General features: G+C 64.3%; 14 protein-coding genes. 9 read left to right on the plus strand and 5 right to left on the minus strand.

Annotation, left to right across the window (positions count from 1 at the left end; genetic code table 11):
- Window positions 1-407: 407 nt before the first annotated feature.
- Window positions 408-1,556, plus strand: coding sequence for an ABC transporter substrate-binding protein (locus ACVMB1_RS23905; protein WP_057019298.1), 1,149 nt, complete (start codon window positions 408-410; stop codon window positions 1,554-1,556).
- A 25-nt stretch (window positions 1,557-1,581) separates the two neighbouring features.
- On the opposite strand, the gene ACVMB1_RS23910 is transcribed toward ACVMB1_RS23905, so the two are convergent.
- Window positions 1,582-2,700, minus strand: a complete 1,119-nt coding sequence (locus tag ACVMB1_RS23910) for a M48 family metallopeptidase (protein ID WP_057019297.1) — start codon at window positions 2,698-2,700, stop codon at window positions 1,582-1,584.
- Between the two features lie 4 nt (window positions 2,701-2,704).
- Window positions 2,705-3,856 (minus strand): DUF898 family protein, encoded by a 1,152-nt coding sequence (locus tag ACVMB1_RS23915; protein WP_141341156.1) that lies wholly within the window; start codon window positions 3,854-3,856, stop codon window positions 2,705-2,707.
- A gap of 266 nt (window positions 3,857-4,122) precedes the next feature.
- Between ACVMB1_RS23915 and ACVMB1_RS23920 the strand changes: the two genes are divergently transcribed.
- The 4 genes from ACVMB1_RS23920 to ACVMB1_RS23935 all read left to right on the plus strand — a co-directional run bounded on the left by ACVMB1_RS23920 (window position 4,123) and on the right by ACVMB1_RS23935 (window position 9,257).
- Window positions 4,123-4,497: a hypothetical protein gene (locus ACVMB1_RS23920; protein ID WP_076830813.1), complete on the plus strand. Its 375-nt coding sequence runs from the start codon at window positions 4,123-4,125 to the stop codon at window positions 4,495-4,497.
- 242 nt (window positions 4,498-4,739) lie between these two features.
- Window positions 4,740-6,011, plus strand: coding sequence for a cytochrome P450 (locus ACVMB1_RS23925; protein WP_076830768.1), 1,272 nt, complete (start codon window positions 4,740-4,742; stop codon window positions 6,009-6,011).
- Between the two features lie 30 nt (window positions 6,012-6,041).
- Window positions 6,042-7,316, plus strand: coding sequence for a cytochrome P450 (locus ACVMB1_RS23930; protein ID WP_076830764.1), 1,275 nt, complete (start codon window positions 6,042-6,044; stop codon window positions 7,314-7,316).
- A gap of 225 nt (window positions 7,317-7,541) precedes the next feature.
- A complete protein-coding gene (locus ACVMB1_RS23935) occupies window positions 7,542-9,257 on the plus strand; it encodes a class I SAM-dependent methyltransferase (RefSeq protein ID WP_076830811.1) in 1,716 nt (571 codons plus the stop codon).
- Window positions 9,258-9,496: 239 nt separating this feature from the next.
- On the opposite strand, the gene ACVMB1_RS23940 is transcribed toward ACVMB1_RS23935, so the two are convergent.
- Window positions 9,497-10,129, minus strand: coding sequence for a MarR family winged helix-turn-helix transcriptional regulator (locus tag ACVMB1_RS23940; RefSeq protein WP_244558910.1), 633 nt, complete (start codon window positions 10,127-10,129; stop codon window positions 9,497-9,499).
- Between ACVMB1_RS23940 and ACVMB1_RS23945 the strand changes: the two genes are divergently transcribed.
- On the plus strand, window positions 10,113-11,012 hold the full coding sequence (locus ACVMB1_RS23945) for an alpha/beta fold hydrolase (RefSeq protein WP_456849279.1): 900 nt from the start codon (window positions 10,113-10,115) through the stop codon (window positions 11,010-11,012). The genes ACVMB1_RS23940 and ACVMB1_RS23945 overlap by 17 nt on opposite strands.
- 69 nt (window positions 11,013-11,081) lie before the next feature.
- The gene (locus ACVMB1_RS23950; RefSeq protein WP_076830759.1) at window positions 11,082-11,885 is read left to right on the plus strand and encodes an isocitrate lyase/PEP mutase family protein; all 804 of its coding nucleotides are present in this window, start codon (window positions 11,082-11,084) and stop codon (window positions 11,883-11,885) included.
- Between the two features lie 83 nt (window positions 11,886-11,968).
- Here ACVMB1_RS23950 and ACVMB1_RS23955 read toward each other — a convergent pair whose 3' ends face one another.
- Both ACVMB1_RS23955 and ACVMB1_RS23960 read right to left on the minus strand, forming a co-directional pair.
- Window positions 11,969-12,922, minus strand: a complete 954-nt coding sequence (locus ACVMB1_RS23955) for an ABC transporter substrate-binding protein (protein WP_057019326.1) — start codon at window positions 12,920-12,922, stop codon at window positions 11,969-11,971.
- 179 nt (window positions 12,923-13,101) lie between these two features.
- Window positions 13,102-14,820 (minus strand): adenylate/guanylate cyclase domain-containing protein, encoded by a 1,719-nt coding sequence (locus tag ACVMB1_RS23960; protein WP_141341152.1) that lies wholly within the window; start codon window positions 14,818-14,820, stop codon window positions 13,102-13,104.
- Window positions 14,821-15,188: 368 nt separating this feature from the next.
- Here ACVMB1_RS23960 and ACVMB1_RS23965 point away from each other — a divergent pair, with 368 nt between their 5' ends.
- Together ACVMB1_RS23965 and ACVMB1_RS23970 are read left to right on the plus strand one after the other, a co-directional pair.
- Window positions 15,189-15,749 (plus strand): thiamine pyrophosphate-binding protein, encoded by a 561-nt coding sequence (locus tag ACVMB1_RS23965; RefSeq protein ID WP_141341151.1) that lies wholly within the window; start codon window positions 15,189-15,191, stop codon window positions 15,747-15,749.
- A complete protein-coding gene (locus ACVMB1_RS23970; protein WP_076830756.1) occupies window positions 15,749-16,342 on the plus strand; it encodes a thiamine pyrophosphate-dependent enzyme in 594 nt (197 codons plus the stop codon). The genes ACVMB1_RS23965 and ACVMB1_RS23970 overlap by 1 nt, the downstream gene beginning before the upstream one ends.
- The last annotated feature ends 3 nt before the right edge of the window (window positions 16,343-16,345 follow it).

Genomic DNA, 16,345 nt, shown 5'->3' on the forward strand with positions numbered 1-16,345 from the left:
CAACTGCACTTCCGCAACCACGGATCCCGCATGTGCACATGCGATCAAGACGAGGATCCGAACAATACTGGACATGTTCGTACTCCCTTTTCTGATCCTTCAATAACAGCGAGACGTTGCCGCCCGATTAGGGAAACTGGTTCCCGCGGCCTTTAAGGGAGTGGTAAACGCGAAGTTTCAGGACCGAACCGAAGCTGGGTCAGAAATTTGGCCGGGCGCAGTCGACCCAACCGATCGCGGACAATTTGAGGCCTCGGGCCGCAGAGCGCGCGAACCTTGCCCGAGCGCAGTCCGGTGTCCCCAATCAGGGGGACAGACGGATCGGGCGGAATCAATATGATGCGCGACCGGACGGCGGTCGGCTATCATCGGCCGCAGATAAAAAGAACCTGCTGGGAGGAGTTGCAATGAAGCTGGCCATGGCCGGACTGTTGACATTTGCGAGCGCGATCCTGATTGCGCCGGGCGCGCGTGCCGACATCAAGGTCGGCGTCGTGGTGTCCGGATCCGGACCGGGCTCGGCGCTCGGCCAGCCGCAGATGCGCACCATCGCCGCGCTGCCGAAGGAGATCGGCGGCGAGAAGGTCACCTATATCGCGCTCGACGACGAGTCCGATCCGACCAAGGGCACGCAGAATGCGCGGCGCCTCGTGATCCAGGACGGCGTCGATATCCTGATCGGCTCCTCGCTCACCCCGGTGACCATGCCGATGCTCGACGTCGCCGTGGAGAGCAAGACGCCGATCATCTCGCTCGCGGCGGCGACCGCGATCGTGCAGCCGATGGACGACCGCCGCCGCTGGGCGTTCAAGGTGGTGCCCAATGACGACCTGATGGCGGCGGCGATCCTGAAATACATCGCCAAGTCCGGCATCAAGACGCTCGGCTATATCGGCGTCTCCGACGGCTATGGCGAAGGCTACTACAAGGAGGTGTCGCGGCTCGCCCCGCAGCTCGGCCTCACCGTGACGACGCATGAGGTCTATGCGCGGGCCGACACCAGCGCGATGGGCCAGGCGCTCAAGGTGATCGCGACCAATCCGGAAGCGGTGTTCATCGCCTCCGCCGGCACGCCCGCCGTACTGCCGCAGGAGGCGCTGCGCAGCCGCGGCTATGCCGGCAAGATCTTCCAGACCCATGGCGTGGCCTCGGAGGAGTTCATCAAGCTCGGCGGCGCCAATGTCGAGGGCGCGATCTTCACCGGCGAAGCCTTCACCATCGCCGACGATCTGCCGGCGAACGATCCGTTCCGCCAGGTGCGTGACGAGTTCGTGTCGTCCTACGAGAAGGCCAACGGGCAGAAGCCGAACATCTTCGGCGCGCATCTGTGGGACGCCGTCACGCTGTTCAAGCGGGCGGCGGCGAATGCGCTGAAGACCGCAAAGCCCGGCACGGCGGAATTCCGCGCCGCGCTGCGCGACGAGCTCGAGCGCGGCAAGGACGTCTACCTGAACAACGGCCTCTCGACCATGAGCCCGACCGATCACAACGGCTATGACGAGCGTTCGGCGTTCCTGATCAAGGTCGAAGGCGGCAAGTTCAGGCTGGTGAAGTAGCGAGGGAGCGTCGGCGGCTGCGCCATCACACCTTGCCGGCGCCGCTGCAGATGCCCTTCAGCGCCTGCCATTCGGCCGATGACAGCAGCGGCGGACCATCGGGGCGGCTGGCGGCATCGGCCTTGTCCATGCGCGCGAGGCGGTCCTCGGTCAAGGGATGGCTGGAGACGAGCGAGAGCCCCTTGCCGCCCTCCTTGCCGGTGACGCGGAACATCAGTTCGCCCATCGGCTTGGCCGGACGGCCGAGCTTGTGCATGGTCTCGATCGCGAAGCTGTCGGCGTTGGTCTCGGCGTCGCGCGAATAGGACGACGTCACCAGCGAGCGCGAGGCGAAGATCAGCGCGCCGGAGCCGGTGACGTCACCGAACAACAGCCCGATCAGGAACGAGGTGCCGCCGTTGTGGATCAATTCGCGCATGCTGTCGCGGTGCCGGAGATGGCCGAGCTCATGCGCCAGCACGCCGGCGATCTCGTCGGGGTTCTCGGCTTTTTCCAAGAGTCCGTCGAACAGATAGACCTTGCCGCCGGGCAGCGCGAAGGCGTTCGGCACCGACGTCGCCAGCACGCCCGACTGCACCGACGTATCGAAGCCTGCGGACTGCCGCAACTTGCCGACCAGCTTCGCGAACGCCGCCTGGCCGGCCGGATTGCTGCACGGCTTGCCGTCGAACAGCACCTTGACCTGCGCCTCCGCGACATCGCCGATGCGACGCTCGAACGAGTCGGGCACCAGCGGCGTCAACCGCTCGGCGGCGAGCGGCACGCCGAACAGCACCACCAGCACGATCGACACCGCGGCCGCGAGCGACCAGCCGACGATCGCGGCGACGCCCCTGCGGTTCGGCAAATCCGCCTCGAGCGTGTCGCAGCGCGCGACCAGCGCGGCGATCAGCCCGGCGTCGCGGATGTCGAGCCGCGCCAGAGGCGGTGCGGTCAGGCAGCTCAGCCGCAACAGGCCGGACGGGCTGTCGGCGCGGCGGATGTCGTGAAACACCCAGCGCGCGAGCAGTGCGCCGTCTTCGCGGATCTCCAGTGCGTCGGACAGTCTGAGTGCGACGATGCGCCGCCGGTTCGACAGGCCGTCGAAGAAAACGCCGCCGGGAGCCGGCGCCGCGGAATTGGTCTGACCGGAATCGGATTCCATGGAGCTAGAAGCCCCCGACGTCGAGGCCATCGGCAAAGCCTTCGCCGAGCGCGTTGGCGAGCTCGCCGCGCGCGGTGACGTTGGCGGCCGCCTGGATGTTGTGCACGATGGTCGAGGACAGCACCCGAACCCAGAGATCGCGCATCAGATAGACGCGCAACACCACGTTCAGCGCCAGCGCAAACGCGAGATAGCCGATGCCGAGCAGCACGATCAGCGGAATGCTCTTGGCGAACGCCTCGGTCCTGAAGAAGTCCGCGATCGAGGAGCCGTCCATGCTGGCGACCAGCAAGGTGCAGAGCGCGAGATAGGCCGCGAACACCGTGCCGAGCAGCACGACCCAGCCGATCACCTTCCAGTACAGGCCGATCAGCGCGCCGCGGCGGAGCGTGGATTCCAGCCTCACGTCGCCGAAGCGGATTCCCGACAGCCACCAGCGCCACTCGACCGCCTTGAACGCGGCATAGGCGAACGGGGCGAAGATCGTGCTGTAGAGCGCGAACGGCATCAGGACCCAGAGCCACCAGCCCCGCGCGAAGAACTCCCAGCCGCGGCCGTCGAACGAGCCTTGAAGGTCGCCGTAATAGGAGTGCCGCATCTTGTAGCGTTCGAGCGCGGCCTCGCGCCACGGCAGCGCGAGACCGAGCGTGATCACGACCAGCACGCCCCAGAGCGAGGCCTTGAGCGCATAGACCCAGCCCGAGCCGCTCATCCAGAAGCGGACGCCGCGCCACACCGTGCGGGTCAGGCGGTAACGCCGCGCGCGATAGATCGCGAACTGGCCGAACAAATAGAAGAAGGCGACCAGCGGCAGCGAGGCGAACGCCTTGAAATGCTCCGCCTCGATGCCGATCAGGAAATAGCCGAGATAGATCGGCACCAGGATCGCGAGCGCGACCAGGAAGCCGATCAGGAGCTCCTTGCCGCGGCCGGTATATTCCGGCGCGTCGCCATCGATCTGGCTGTTCGACCACAGATGACGGCGGATGTCGGTGGTGAGCCAGAACCGGTAGAAGCCGACCGTGACCAGTTCGAGCCCGGCGCCGCGCGCGACCAGGCGAAAGAACTCCTTCCGGTTCCCTGAAAACGCCACCGGCATCGGCGGCGGGGCCGGTTGCGGAGGCGGCTGCGGCGGACCCAGCGGGGTCCAGCTCATGTCGTTCACGGGATGGCTCCTGGCGGGACAATCTCTGGGTATCAAAAGCACAGATTTGTCGTCGCGAGTGTGATCCAGGTTTCACACAAGGTCGAGATCGTCGGCCGATTTTTGGCGGGATGCGGTTGGCCATGCCTTAACGGCAATGCCGGAAAGCGCGCAGTCCTCGATCAACGGCCGGCGTCGAACCCCAGGGCGGCAATGACATACTTAACGATCAGGCGATGGAGGCGAAGCCGCCGCCGCAAAGCGAGGAAATCGCAGCGATGACCAGATGGATCTTGTCGGCATGCCTTCTGGCGCTCACGGCAGCTCCGGCCGCTGCCGTCGACGTGCGGCTGGATTCCTATCGCAATCCAAAGAGTGAGAATTTGCGTATCTTCAATCACATGTACCTCGACGGCGTCAGGGGCGGCCTGATGGCGTCCAATGCCTGGCTGAAACGGCATGGCGGCCAATTGTTGTTCTGCATGCCCGACGACCTCGCACTGAGCAGCGAGCAGACCGAAGAGATCATGCTCAAGTCCGCCGACAAGCGGTCGGCGAAAGGTGAGATGGTGATCGCTCTCCTGCTGCTGTGGGGGATGCAGGACACCTACCCCTGCGAAAAGCCCGCCGGCGAGAAGACCGGCAGTCAATAAACGGCGCCGGCACCGTTCGCACGCCGCCGCCCGGCCAAATCAAACGCCGTTTCAAACGGGCGTGGTCGCGGCCGCGGTCCCTTCCCCACCGGAAAAGCCCGGATTCGGCCGCTTTGGCCTGACATCAATGCGGCCAAATGCGCGTCGAGAGCCCTTGCGCAAACCGCGGAATGAGAATGTAATTCGGTAAAACATGCCGCGCCGGCCATGCCCCGGCAGCTCAAACGGTTGAGGAGCCGCTCATGCACGGGACCATCGATCTCGTCGACAACACGAATCTGGACGCCGCACGCGAACGCGCCAATTCGCTTGCGCTTTCGGACTACGATCCCGGCAATCCCGAGCTGTTCAAGACCGATACCTTCTGGCCGTATTTCGACCGGCTGCGCCGCGAGGACCCGGTGCACTACTGCAAGGACTCGATGTTCGGTCCGTACTGGTCGATCACCCGCTACAACGACATCATGGACATCGAGACCAACCACTCGGTGTTCTCCTCGGCCGCCTCGCTCGGCGGCATCACCATCCGCGACGTGCCGCCGGATCTTCGCCGCGAAAGCTTCATCGCGATGGACCAGCCGCGCCATTCGGCGCAGCGCAAGACCGTGGCGCCGATGTTCACGCCGACGCACCTCGACGAGCTCGCCACCAACATCCGCAAGCGCTCGACCGAGTGCCTCGACAATCTGCCGCGCGGCGAGGTGTTCGACTGGGTCGACAAGGTCTCGATCGAGCTGACGACCCAGATGCTCGCGGTGCTGTTCGACTTCCCCTGGGAAGACCGCCGCAAGCTGACGCGCTGGTCCGACGTCGCGACCACCCTGCCCGGCGCCGGCGGCCTCGTCGCCACCGAAGACGAGCGGCAGGCCGAGCTGATGGAATGCGCGAGCTATTTCGCAAGGCTGTGGATGGAGCGCGCGAGCCAGCCGCCGAAGAGCGATCTACTCTCGATGATGGCGCACAGCGACGCCACGCGGAACATGGACCCGAAGAACTTCCTCGGCAATCTGATCCTGCTGATCGTCGGCGGCAACGATACCACGCGCAACACGCTGTCCGGCAGCATCTATGCGCTGAGCAAGCATCCGGAGCAGTACCGCAAGCTGCGGGAGAACCCGGCGCTGATCGACAGCTTCGTGCCCGAGGTGATCCGCTGGCAGACGCCGCTCGCCCATATGCGGCGCACCGCGCTCGCCGACTACGAGTTCCGCGGACGCCAGATCAAGAAGGGCGACAAGGTGGTGATGTGGTACGTCTCGGGCAACCGCGACGAGGAAGCGATCGAGAAGCCCTACGAGTTCCTGATCGACCGCGCCCGGCCGCGCACCCACATCTCGTTCGGCTTCGGCATCCACCGCTGCGTCGGCCTACGGCTCGCCGAGCTGCAGCTCAAGATCATCTGGGAGGAGATCCTCAAGCGCTTCGACACCATCGAGGTGGTGGAGGAGCCGCAGCGGGTGTATTCCAGCTTCATCAAGGGCTACGAGACGCTGCCAGTGCGCATCGCCGCCTGACGCGTCGCGAGCCAACCGGGATCAAGAAACATGAACGTCCAGACCGCCATCCGTGCCGACCGGGCCGAGTTGCTGCGCCAGGCCCGCGAGGAAGCGTATTCGACACCGCTCAAGGATTTTCATCCCGGCGCGCCAAAGCTGTTCCAGAACGACACGCTGTGGCCGTGGTTCGAGCGGCTGCGCAAGGAAGAGCCGGTGCACTACTGCACCAATGCGCCGATCGAACCGTATTGGTCGGTGGTGAAGTACAACGACATCATGCATGTCGACACCAGCCACGGCATCTTCTCCTCGGACTCCACGCTCGGCGGCATCTCGATCCGCGATGTGCCGCCCGGCTACGACTATCCGAGCTTCATCGCGATGGACCAGCCGAGGCACGCCCATCAGCGCAAGACCGTGTCGCCGATGTTCACACCCACGCATCTCGACGAGCTTGCAAAGCTGATCCGGCAGCGCTCGGCCAGCGTGCTCGACAATCTGCCGCGCAACGAGACCTTCAACTTCGTCGAGCGCGTCTCGATCGAATTGACCACCCAGATGCTGGCGACGCTGTTCGACTTCCCCTGGGAGGAGCGGCGCAAGCTGACGCGCTGGTCCGACGTCTCCACCGCGCTGCCGAAGAGCGGCATCGTCAACTCGCCGGAGCAGCGGCGGCAGGAGATGGACGAGTGCTACGCCTATTTCTCGAAGCTCTGGAACGAGCGCGTCAACGCCCCGCCGCGCAACGACCTTTTGTCGATGATGGCGCATAGCGACGCCACGCGGCACATGGACCCCGACAATCTGATGGGCAACATCATCCTGCTCATCGTCGGCGGCAACGACACCACGCGCAACACCATGAGCGGCTCGGTGCTGGCGCTGCACGAGCATCCCGACCAGTTCAGGAAGCTGAAGGAGAATCCCGCACTGATCGACACCATGGTGCCGGAGGTGATCCGCTGGCAGACGCCGCTGGCGCATATGCGGCGCACCGCGCTTGTCGACACCGAGATCGGCGGCAAGACGATCAGGAAGGGCGACCGCGTCGTGATGTGGTATGTCTCCGGCAACCGCGACGACGAGGTGATCGATCGTCCGAACGAGTTCATCATCGACCGCCCGCGGCCGCGCATCCACCTGTCGTTCGGCTTCGGCATCCACCGCTGCGTCGGCATGCGGCTCGCCGAGCTGCAGCTTCGGATCGTCTGGGAAGAGATGCTGAAGCGCTTCGACCGCATCGAGGTGGTCGGTGAGCCGAAGCGGGTCTATTCCAGCTTCGTCCGCGGCATCGAGAACCTGCCGGTGCGGATCCCGGGCTGAAGCCAGATTGTCCTTGGCCACAAAGACGATCGGCCCTATGTCTTCCCGGGCGTGGTAGTTGATGCACCGCGTCTTGCAGCTCGGGCCAGTTGACGGAACATGAACCGAAAAGAGCGGCGTGCGGCCGGGAAGCAACGGGACGCGTCCAGCAAAAACGCACCTGCCTTCGGTTCCACGGGTGTCAGCATTGGCGGCCTCGCCGCTGAGGCCAGCCGCTTCTACGGGATGCGACGCTTCAACGAAGCGCAGGAGATCTGCCGGCAGCTTCTCGCGCGCGATCCTGGCCATGTGCAGAGCCTCAATCTTCTCGGCCTGATGGCGCAGGCTGCCGGCGATCACCGGGCTGCAGCAAAGATGTTCACCAAGGCGATTGCCTCGGACGAGGTCAATGCCGCCTGCCATTACAACGCCGGCAACTCCTACCAGGCAATGGGCAATCGCAGCAAGGCGGCCGCGCATTTCAGCAAGGCGCTGGCGCTCGGCATGGACGCGAAGGCGGTCGGCTTCATCCTGCAGAGCCCGACCGTCACCACCTATGCCGGGCGGATTGCAAGCAAGTGGCCGCTACCGGTCACAAGCGTCGAATTGTTCGGCAGCGAGGGTGTCGCCCCGCTCGCGAACGACCTGTTCCTGCGCTGCGCGATGGAAACCACCACGCTGGCGAGCATGCGGCTTGAGGTGCTGTTCGGATATGCGCGGGCCGAGCTGTTGCGGCTCGCGAGCAAGCCGGATCAGGATGACGTCGACGACGATATCGTAGCCTTTGCCTGCGCGCTCGCCCGGCAATGCTTCATCAACGAACATGTCTATGCGCAGACCGGGGCGGAGAGCGAAGACGCGGGCGCGCTGCGCGACCGGTTGCTGCAGGACCTGGCATCAGGCGCTGCGATCGCGCCGCTCACGCTCGCCGCTGTCGCCGCTTACTTCCCGCTTCATGCCTTGCCGACGGCGGACGCGCTGCTGCGCCGGGATTGGCCCGCGGCCGTCGCCGGCCTGTTGCGGGTGCAGCTTCGCGAGCCGCGCGAGGAGATCGAAGAGCGCAGCGCTATTGCAGCGCTCACTCCGATCACGAACGACATATCCGTCGAGGTGATGCGCCAATACGAGGAAAATCCCTATCCGCGCTGGACCGTCAACCCGTTGACGGCCTTCGCGGCCGATCGGGCGCGGGGAAGGACCGTCGCAACCGCGGACCAGCGAGCCGAACGGGATATCCTGATTGCCGGCTGCGGCACCGGCTCGCACGCGATCCAGATCGCGCAGGTCTATCCCAACGCCCGCCTGCTCGCGGTCGACATCAGCAGGACCAGCCTTGCCTATGCGCGCCGCAAGACGCGGGAGCTCGGCTTGCGCAACATCGAGTATGCGCAAGCGGACATCCTGGAATTGGCCTCGATCGATCGCACCTTCGACAGCATCGAGTCGGTCGGCGTGCTGCATCATCTTGCCGACCCCTTGGCCGGCTGGCGCGTGCTGGTCTCGCTGCTGCGGCCGGGCGGCACGATGCGCATCGGGCTCTACAGCGATCTGGCGCGCCGCGTCATCGTCGAGGCCCGCGATCGCATCGCGGCGCGCAATTATCGCGCCACCGCCGGCGACATCAGACGTTGCCGGCAGGACATCTTCCGCGAAGCCGACAAATGGAAGCCGCTGATCGGCGCCAAGGATTTCTACAGCATGAGCGGCTGCCGCGATCTGCTGTTCAACGTCATGGAACACCGCCTGACGATTCCGGCGATCGCGGCATTCCTGAACGAGCATGGCCTGTCGTTCGAGGGGTTCGAGCCGTTTGACGATCCGGCGGTCCTCGACCGATTCCGCAAGCAGTTTCAGGGCACGGCCGACGAGACCAATCTCGATCAGTGGCACCGCTTCGAGGTCGATCATCCCGAGACTTTCTGGGACATGTACGTGTTCATGGCGGGCAAGAACGCGCGCTGACGGCAAGCTGCTGGAGCGTGAGGAGATGAGGTCGAATAGCGGCCGCGGTGGCACCGCGCTCCCTCTCCCCGTTCTTACGGGGAGAGCGTTGGGGTGAGGGGCACTCTCCGCATAAGCGGTGATAGCTGTGTTTGCGGAAACTCCCCCTCACCCGGAACGCATCTAGCGATGCGTTCCGACCTCTCCCCGCACGCGGGGCGAGGTGAGCGGAGTTGGCCGCTCGATTCAAAGTAACCTCTCTAGCGCGCGTGCTGACCCTTGCTGGTCGGCAACGGGCAATTGGTGCAGACCCGGTCGTCGCACATCCGGCAGATCGTGAAGCGATCCATCTCGGATGTGTCCTGCCTTGCCAGCAGCTCGCGGATCAGCGTTGCGAGCTGCTTCCGCTCAGCGACCGACAGCACGTCGAGCAGCGACGTCACGGCTGAAATCCGCGACGCCAGCAGTTCATTCCGGGACGCAGCGCCCGATGCCGTCAGGTGCAAGGCGACTTCGCGGCCGTCCTTGCCCGCCCGGCGTTCGACAAGCCGATCCGAAACCAGCCGATCGACCAGGCGGACCGTTCCGGAGTGCGACAGGCCAAGGATCCGCCTCAGCTTGTCGTTGGTCATGCCCTGGCCATAGCCGATGACGATCAGCGCCGCGGGCGTTTCGCCGCCGCGACCGACGACCTCGCGCGCGCCTTGCTCGATACGATCCATGACAGCGAGCGACAGCGCGCCCAGCAGATTAGCGATTCCGTGTTCCATGCCGGGAATAATATGTGCGCTGCGCACAAAAAACAACTTGACCATATATGTGCGCTGCGCACATATTTGCCCGGGAGCGCAACGACGACACAAATGGAGAGCAGCGATGACGACCCGAAGCACCGCACTGGCAACGCGTGACGCCGCCGGCAGCGAACCCGCCCTGAAATACGTGCAGGCCAACGGCGTGCGATTTGCCTATCTCGAACAAGGCAGCGGACCGCTCGTCATGTTCATGCACGGCTTTCCCGACAATGCCTGGTCGTACCGAAAGCAGCTGCAGGTGTTCGCGGATTCCGGCTATCGCGCGGTCGCGCCGTTCCTGCGCGGCTATGCGCCGACGGAGATTCCGGCCGACGGCATTTTCGATCCGATCGCGCTGGGCCAGGATCTCGAAGCGTTGATCGCGGCGCTGAGCGAAGACGGACGGGCCTACGTCGTCGGCATGGATTGGGGCGGTACGTCAACCTTCCAGGCGCTAGCTACGGCGCCGTCGGCGATCAAGGCCGCGGTGGTCATGAACACCGCGCACCCGATCACAATCACAAGCCTCCGGAGCGATCCCGATGCCGTTCGATCGGTTTTCCATGTCTATTTCTTCACGGTGCCTGGCGCTCACTCGGCGGTCAACATCGAGGGACTTCCCTTCGTCGACTACCTTTGGAAGCTGTGGTCGCCGACCCTGCAGAACGACGAGCATCTCCGTTCGGTCAAGGAGACGCTCAGCTCTCCCGGCACCATGAAGGCGGCGCTGAAATACTACAATGGCCTGGTCGATGCGGGAGTTGCGGGCCGGCTACCGATCAACGACATGCATACACCGACGCTGACAATCTATGGCGGCAACGATCCGACGGCGCGGTATTCGATCAAGGAAGAGCCGCTCTTCAAGGGACCACATCGGCGCATCGTCCTGCCCGATGTCGGCCACTTCCTGCACCTCGAGCGTGAGGCCGAGGTCACAGGTCTGATCATGGACTGGTTCACAACGCACGCCGCCGACTGAACGGACGCCACCACCTGCGGCCGCGTCAGCCACACCATCCTTCGAATTCTCTGACCAGGAGTGCGCGCAATGGACGCCACGACACAGCAGCACTACGCCGAAGCGTTTCACCGACTTCACAAGCAGGGCGATCCGCTCGTCCTGTTCAACGCCTGGGACGTCGCCACCGCCAAGGCGATCGCGAAGGCCTCGCCGGCGGTGGCGACCAGCAGCGGCGCGGTCGCATCCGCGCTCGGCTACGCCGACGGCGAAAATGCCCCGCTCGACATCGTGGAAGGCCTGGTCTCGCGGATGACCGCGTCGGTGACGGTTCCGGTGTCGATCGATCTGGAGGCGGGTTATGGCGACACGCCGGATGCCGCCGCGCATTCGGCGGCAAGGATCCTGAAGGCCGGCGCGATCGGCATCAATATCGAGGACGGGCTTGTTGGCGGAAAGCGGCAGCTCGCCACTCCGGAGCAGCATGCCGCGAAGATCAGGGCGGTGCGGGACGCCGCGCAGAGACTCGGCGTTCACCTCTTCATCAATGCGCGAACCGATCCGTTTCTGCTGAAGTTCGGCTCGCCCGAGCAATGTCTGGATGAGGCGGCGCGACGTGCGAAGGTCTATGCCGATGCCGGCGCTGATGGAATTTTTGTACCGGGGCTCACCGACCTCATGCTGATCGAGAGGTTGGTTCAGCTGACGCCCCTGCCCGTCAACATCATGGTGACGCAGGGCGTGCCCGAAATCGGGGAGCTCGCCCGCGCCGGTGTTCGCAGGGTGAGCCTTGGGCCGTGGCCGATGATGGCGGCAATGCGTGTCATCGGACAGGCGGCCGCCGCGGTCGCCACGAGCAAGCAATACGGCGCGTTTCTACAGCCCGGCAGTTGAGCACGTGAGCGCACGCGATGTCACGGTCCGGCCGGACCGTTCAGTCCGTGCCGGCCGGACTACCGGGTTCTTGAACGAATTAGTCACTCGATCACTTCGTCTGCGCCGCTGACGACTGAAGCAGAGAACTCGTGGCCGAGCAGCTTGGCGGTCTTCAGGTTGATGACGAACTCGACCTTGGTGACCAGCTGGACCGGAAGATCGGCAGGCTTCTCACCCTTCAGAACCCGGCCGGCATAGACGCCCGCGCGTCGATGCGACTGCACGAAATCTCCGCCATAGCTCATCAAGCCTCCGGCTGTCGGGAAATCCCGGGTCTGCGTAATTGCGGGAACACGATACTTCAGTGCGAGATCGGCCAATCGCCGGCTGCGAAATGCAAAATAGGGATCGGAGGTGAAAACAAGCGCGTTTGTCGAATCTCTCTCTACGGAAGCAAATACGGCTTCGAACTCCTCTTCCTTGCTTGCCCTCGATATCTGCAGATGGACCCCTAAAGTTTCGGCAGCGGCCTGAAGCTTCTGCAGTTGCGAGCTGGCGGTTGGACTTGTCGGGTTGGTCACGACCCCCAACGTTTTCGCCGCCGGCAGAAGTTCGTGCATCAACTCGAGCCGCTTCGGCGACACGTCGACGCTCAGGCTCGAGATTCCCGTGATGTTGCCTCCCGGCCGCGACAGGCTGTCCACCACACCCAGCTGAACGGGGTCGCCGCCCATCTCGAAAACGATCGTCTTGGTGACGCCGGCAGCTTTGGCGGCAAGCGCGACGGGGGCGCCGCCGGGCGCAACCACCACATCGACGTCGCGCGCGATCAATTCGCCGGCCAGTGCAGGTAACCGGGCATATTGCCCATTGGCCCATCGATATTCGATCGCAACGTCGCGGCCCTCGACAAAGCCGGCTTCACGAAGTCCCTGGTGGAAAGCCTTCAGCCGGCTGCCAAACAACTCCGGCGATTCCGGACAAAGATAGCCGATCACAGGCATCGACGGCTTCTGCGCCCGCGAGGATGTGGTCCAGGCCGCGGCGGCAGCCATCAACAACAGGACCTCGCGCCGGCTGCCGCGTCCGTGGGATGCTGCTGCACGAGAATGAGCGCAACTCATGCTCTATCGACCCGCTGGCGTTCGCCGTCGGCGGAAGTATATCCCACGATCCGAAACCAGTCGCCAATGGACTGCACCGAACCGCTCCGGCCGGCATCGGCCAACACACATCAAGAAGATATTCCGAACACCGGAATGGCGTCATCGAAGCCCTTGATTTGGCGACTCCCGATATCCTCCAGGGAGCGCTTGCCTCTGACGCTTGCGGCGGTCCCTGCGTCCATCAGGATTTCCCGATCTGCGGCAGATGCGCACAGGCGGGCGGCGAGATTCACGACACTGCCGATGGCCGTGTAATCGAGCCGGTCTTCGTAGCCGATCCGCCCAACCGTCGCCGATCCACTGGCAAGCCCTATTCCAAAGCCAACCTGGTAGCCCCGCGACCGCCAGCCGCCGATCAAGCCTTGCACGTGCTTCTGCATTTCGGTCGCAAGGTCGACGGCTCTCAGCGCCGGCTCCTCGACCGGCACGGGTGCGTTCACCAGCACCATCAACCCGTCTCCCGAGAAGCTGATGAGGGTTGCTTCGAACCGCGCAATGACCCTGCCCAGAACCTCATAATATTCGGACAGCACGCTCATGACTTCCTCGGGAGCGACGCCCGCGGAAAACGCGGTGAACCCGCGCAAGTCACAGAACACAACGACGACGTCGGTGCGGCGGCCATCCAGCACGCTGTCATCGCCGGCACGATCGACGAGATCGGCGACTTGAGGCGCGAGAAACCGCTTGAGCTTCGCGATCCGCTCCTGGTGCTGCTGCGCCAGCGCGAGCTCGCCGGCCATCCTGTTGAAGCTGCTTGCCAGGCGCTGAAATTCGTCCCCGGTCTGGATCGAAATGCGGTGCTCGAACGATCCGGCGCCGATCCGCTCCGTCCCCTCCTCGAGCAGCCTGATCGGCTCGGTCATCCGGTGCGCGAATGCATAGGCGAGCAGCCCTGCAAATACGGTGCTGCCTGCGAGAAGCACTGTGGTCCGTCGCAACGCGGCATAGATCGGGGCGTAAGCCTCGGAGAGCGGCTGCGCCACGACGACGGTCCAATCGGGACCCGCCACCGGAGCCGCGCGGGCAGCAACCGGACGTCCCTGTCCGTCGCGGCCCGTTGCAAAGCCCGCTCCCGGGCCGATCGCGTCGCGTATGGTGCGAAACGGCTGGGAGGTTGTTTCTTCCAGCCCCCGGAGGACGAGGCTGATGTCGGGATGGGCAATGAGGCGGCCCGGCCGGTCCAGCACGAAGGCGAGGCCCGTCTCTCCCACCTTGATCGCCGATACGACATCCCAGATCAGCTTGAGATTGACTTCGGCGATGACTGCGCCGACCGCGGATCGGTTACCCACGAGCGCAATAGTCAAATACGGCTCTGAGCCTCTGTTGTAGCTGACATCGCTGAACCAAACCTGGCGTGCGTGGGCGCCGACCAGCGCAGGTTCAGCCGATCGGTCGATACGACTTTCAATTCGATTGAGGCCGACCCGTGAGACGTAGAGACGCTCCAACCCATTGTTGTCGATGAGTGTCAGGCTGACGACGGCCGGCGCTTGACGAAACAGACGCAACGCATCGGTTCGGCGTCCCTCATCGACCTCGTCGGTCCAGGGAAGCTGGACCAGCCAGCCGAGCTGGCTTGCAATGTCGGAGATGAAGTTATGAATTTCAGCGGCCGCGGAAGCCGCCTGAACACCGAGCAACTGGTCCAGCCTTGCGCGCTGATCGCGGTAACCGAACCAGGCTTCGATCGACCCGTTGATCACGAGCGGAAGCGCGACGGCCAGAAACAGTGCGAGAAAATACTTTGGGAAGAGGCCGCGAAACCGATCTCGGACAATCATGCCCTGATCCCTGAAAATGCGACGGATATATCGATATGTCGAAATGAAGCCTTGAAAATGAAGCCTGGCGCTGCCGCCAACCGGCGTCTTCTAGCATAGAGCGTCGTTTTAGGCCGTAATGGGGCTGTCGTTCGACCCGACCAAAGGACGCAGCCGGCTCCGGCCGCCATTTCGCTTGCGTCGGCCCTGCAAAACCTTGGGCCCTATAAAATTCCGGCATAGCTGGGCGAGCCAGATGCGAAGAGAATAAACCCCTGACCTGGCTTAAAGCCAGCGGTGTGAGGACGCGCCCATGCGCGTCCCTTGTATTGACGCGTTTTTCTTCGCGAACCGGTACCGGTTCGTTCGAAAACGCCACCGCCGAGGCCATGATGGACCAGATTGCCGTTCACCAGGACAGCGCGACCAGCCGGGACTGGCCGGTTGCGATCTACCGCACGCTGAAGAGCTTTGGCGTGGCACAGGTGTCCTACGTTCCCGATGCGGGACATTCCAAGCTGATCAAGCTGTCGCACGCCGATACCGACATCAAGACCACGGTGCTGACGACAGAGGAAGAGGGCGTGGCCCTTTCGGCCGGCGCCTGGCTCGGCGGCGATCGCGCGGTGCTGTTGATGCAATCGAGCGGCGTCGGCAATTGCGTCAACATGCTGTCACTGATGGCGAGCTGCCGTTTCCCGCTGCTCACCTTGGTGACGATGCGCGGCGAATGGGCCGAATTCAATCCCTGGCAGATCCCGATGGGCCGGGCGACGCCGCAGGCGTTCGAGATCATGGGCACCACCGTGCTGCGGCTGGAGAACCCCGATGATGCCGAGGAGGTGATCTCGGCCGCCGCCTCGCTCGCCTATGACGGCGACCAGCAGGTCGCGGTGCTGATCTCGCAGCGGATGATCGGCCGCAAGAAGTGGACCAGGGAGACGCACTGATGTCGGCATCAACAGGCACTCTCGATCGCCGCGCCGCCGTGAATGCGCTGCTTGCCGACCGCGGCGAGCTGCTCGTGATCTCCGGGCTCGGCTCCTCCTCCTACGACGTGTTCGACGCCGGCGAGCATCCCGGCAATTTCTATCTGTGGGGCGCGATGGGCGGCGCGGCGATGGTCGGGCTCGGCCTCGCGCTGGCGCAGCCGAAGCGCCCGGTGCTCGTGATCACCGGCGACGGCGAGCAGCTGATGGGGATCGGCAGCCTGCTGACGATCGCGACCAAGCAGCCCGGCAATCTCTCGATCGCGGTGCTCGACAACGGCCATTTCGGCGAGACGGGCATGCAGCCGAGTCACTCCGGCCTCGGCGCCAGGCTCGAGGTGATCGCTGATGGCGCGGGCATCGGCAATGTCTGTGAGATCGCCGACATGGCCGGTATTGAGAAATTCCGCACCAGCCTGCGCGATCTCGGCGGCGGCCCGCGGCTGGCGCGCATCCGCATCGCCGCCGGCGAGGTCGAGCGCGCGCTGCCGCCGCGCGACGGCACCTACCTGAAGAACCGCTTCCGCGGCCATCTCGGCTTCAAGGTGAGCTGAGAG

Source organism: Bradyrhizobium sp. USDA 4504 (assembly GCF_054063995.1).

Bases quoted from the DNA above. Each gene is read 5' to 3' on its own strand.
- ACVMB1_RS23965 (WP_141341151.1), top strand. From the start codon at position 15,189: ATGATGGACCAGATTGCCGTTCACCAGGACAGCGCGACCAGCCGGGAC.
- ACVMB1_RS23925 (WP_076830768.1), top strand. From the start codon at position 4,740: ATGCACGGGACCATCGATCTCGTCGACAACACGAATCTGGACGCCGCA.
- ACVMB1_RS23970 (WP_076830756.1), top strand. From the start codon at position 15,749: ATGTCGGCATCAACAGGCACTCTCGATCGCCGCGCCGCCGTGAATGCG.
- ACVMB1_RS23920 (WP_076830813.1), top strand. From the start codon at position 4,123: ATGACCAGATGGATCTTGTCGGCATGCCTTCTGGCGCTCACGGCAGCT.
- ACVMB1_RS23905 (WP_057019298.1), top strand. From the start codon at position 408: ATGAAGCTGGCCATGGCCGGACTGTTGACATTTGCGAGCGCGATCCTG.
- ACVMB1_RS23950 (WP_076830759.1), top strand. From the start codon at position 11,082: ATGGACGCCACGACACAGCAGCACTACGCCGAAGCGTTTCACCGACTT.
- ACVMB1_RS23930 (WP_076830764.1), top strand. From the start codon at position 6,042: ATGAACGTCCAGACCGCCATCCGTGCCGACCGGGCCGAGTTGCTGCGC.
- ACVMB1_RS23945 (WP_456849279.1), top strand. From the start codon at position 10,113: ATGACGACCCGAAGCACCGCACTGGCAACGCGTGACGCCGCCGGCAGC.
- ACVMB1_RS23935 (WP_076830811.1), top strand. From the start codon at position 7,542: ATGCGACGCTTCAACGAAGCGCAGGAGATCTGCCGGCAGCTTCTCGCG.
- ACVMB1_RS23960 (WP_141341152.1), bottom strand. From the start codon at position 14,820: ATGATTGTCCGAGATCGGTTTCGCGGCCTCTTCCCAAAGTATTTTCTC.
- ACVMB1_RS23910 (WP_057019297.1), bottom strand. From the start codon at position 2,700: ATGGAATCCGATTCCGGTCAGACCAATTCCGCGGCGCCGGCTCCCGGC.
- ACVMB1_RS23915 (WP_141341156.1), bottom strand. From the start codon at position 3,856: ATGAGCTGGACCCCGCTGGGTCCGCCGCAGCCGCCTCCGCAACCGGCC.
- ACVMB1_RS23955 (WP_057019326.1), bottom strand. From the start codon at position 12,922: ATGGCTGCCGCCGCGGCCTGGACCACATCCTCGCGGGCGCAGAAGCCG.